This window comes from Kribbella sp. NPDC050459 (genome assembly GCF_040655315.1).
GTDB lineage: Bacteria > Actinomycetota > Actinomycetes > Propionibacteriales > Kribbellaceae > Kribbella.
Genome location: NZ_JBFAJQ010000026.1, coordinates 1 through 1604, shown reverse-complemented (window position 1 = coordinate 1604; position 1604 = coordinate 1). Strand labels below are relative to the sequence as shown.

Below are 1604 nucleotides of genomic sequence, written 5' to 3'. Positions count from 1 at the left end.
GGCGGTTTCAAGGGGTCGTCGCAACACCGCCTTGGTTTCTAGGTGGTGAGTAGATCACGTAAGCGCTCGGCTGGGGTGTCCCAGCCGAGCGTTTTGCGTGGTCGGGCGTTGAGTTCCTGGGCGACGTGTTCGAGGTCTTGGGGGCCGTGGACTGACAAGTCGGTGCCTTTGGGGAAGTACTGGCGCAGCAGGCCGTTGGTGTTCTCGTTCGAACCGCGCTGCCAAGGTGAGTGCGGGTCGCAGAAGTAGACGGGAATGTCGGTGGCGATGGTGAACTGTTTGTGCCGGGCCATCTCGCAGCCCTGGTCCCAGGTCAGCGAGCCGCGCAGGTGCTCGGGCAGGGTCGAGATCGTCTGGATCAGGCCGTCGCGGACCTGCTCGGCGTCGTGGCCGCTGGGCAGGTGGACCAGCATCGTGTAGCGGGTGGCCCGTTCGACCAGGGTGCCGATCGCGGACTGGTTGCCGGCGCCCATGATCAGGTCGCCTTCCCAGTGGCCGGGAACAGCGCGGTCGTCGGCCTCGGCGGGCCGCTCGGAGATCATGATCATGTCGTCGACGAACCGGCGCTGGCGCTGATCGGGCCGGCGTTGCGGTTTGCGGTGGGTCCGGCCGGTGCGCAGCGCGGTCTGGACTTCTCGTTTGAGGCCGCCGCGGGCCTGGAAGTAGAGCGCCTGGTAGATCGTTTCGTGGCTCACGCGCATGCTCTCGTCGTCGGGGTGGTCCTTGACGAGCCTGTTGCAGATCTGCTCCGGGGACAACTTGCGTTCCAAGCCCCGCTCGACCGCGGCGCGCAACGCGCGGTTGGTGACCAGCTTGGATGGCTTCGGGCGGGCCCGGGCGGCCGCGGCGTCACGATCAGCTTGATGGGGCAGGTAGATCCCGTCGATGCTGTGTGCGTGCACCTCGCGCGACACCGTCGACTTGTGCCGGCCGATCCCGGCCGCGATCGCGGTCAGCGTCTGCCGGTTGATCAGTCCGTCGGCGATCGCCAACCGGTCATCGAGAGATAAGTACCGCTCACCGGCTCGACTGGTTCCCGCATCGTCGCTGGTTATGACCACACCGGTTGAGTAGCCGGTCCTGGCGGTGTAGTCCACGACCGTGCCGTCGGGATGGACCCGCGTGTTGCCGACCTTGCGGATCCCGCGCCGCCAGTCACGGCCGGTCCGCTCATGCACCCCCACCTCTCGAGCCGCTCCAGCCGTCGACCAGCCCTGCCCGACCAGCTCCAAGAACCGGGCCTTCGCTCCCGGCCTACCCACCGGTGCCGACTCGGCCGGCACCAGCCCGGCGCCCACCAGAATCCGCCGCGCGGCGCAGTGACTCAACCCAGCAGCCTTCGCCGCCCGATTCACACTCCCCGACGCACCGAACTCCTCGACCACCCGCTCCCGCAAACCCTCGGTGATCGGAGTCCGCGCACGCCCCACACCCCGCCCCGACTCCCGCAACAACCGGTAAGCCTTGCCCGCCGATACCCCCACCAACACCGCAGCATCCCGCACCGAGACACCACCATCAACCAGCCTCAGCAGACACCCCAACTCCTCCGACAACGACACGGTCCCCGCAACTCCTCAACTCGAGGTGTTGCGAGGACCGCG

1 protein-coding gene is annotated in these 1604 nt (G+C 67.8%); it reads right to left on the bottom strand.

Going from position 1 to position 1604, the window contains the following annotated elements:
* Positions 1 to 38: 38 nt before the first annotated feature.
* Positions 39 to 1232: an IS30 family transposase gene (locus tag AB0I12_RS42435; RefSeq protein WP_359942164.1), complete on the bottom strand. Its 1194-nt coding sequence runs from the start codon at positions 1230 to 1232 to the stop codon at positions 39 to 41.
* Between the last annotated feature and the right edge of the window lie 372 nt (positions 1233 to 1604).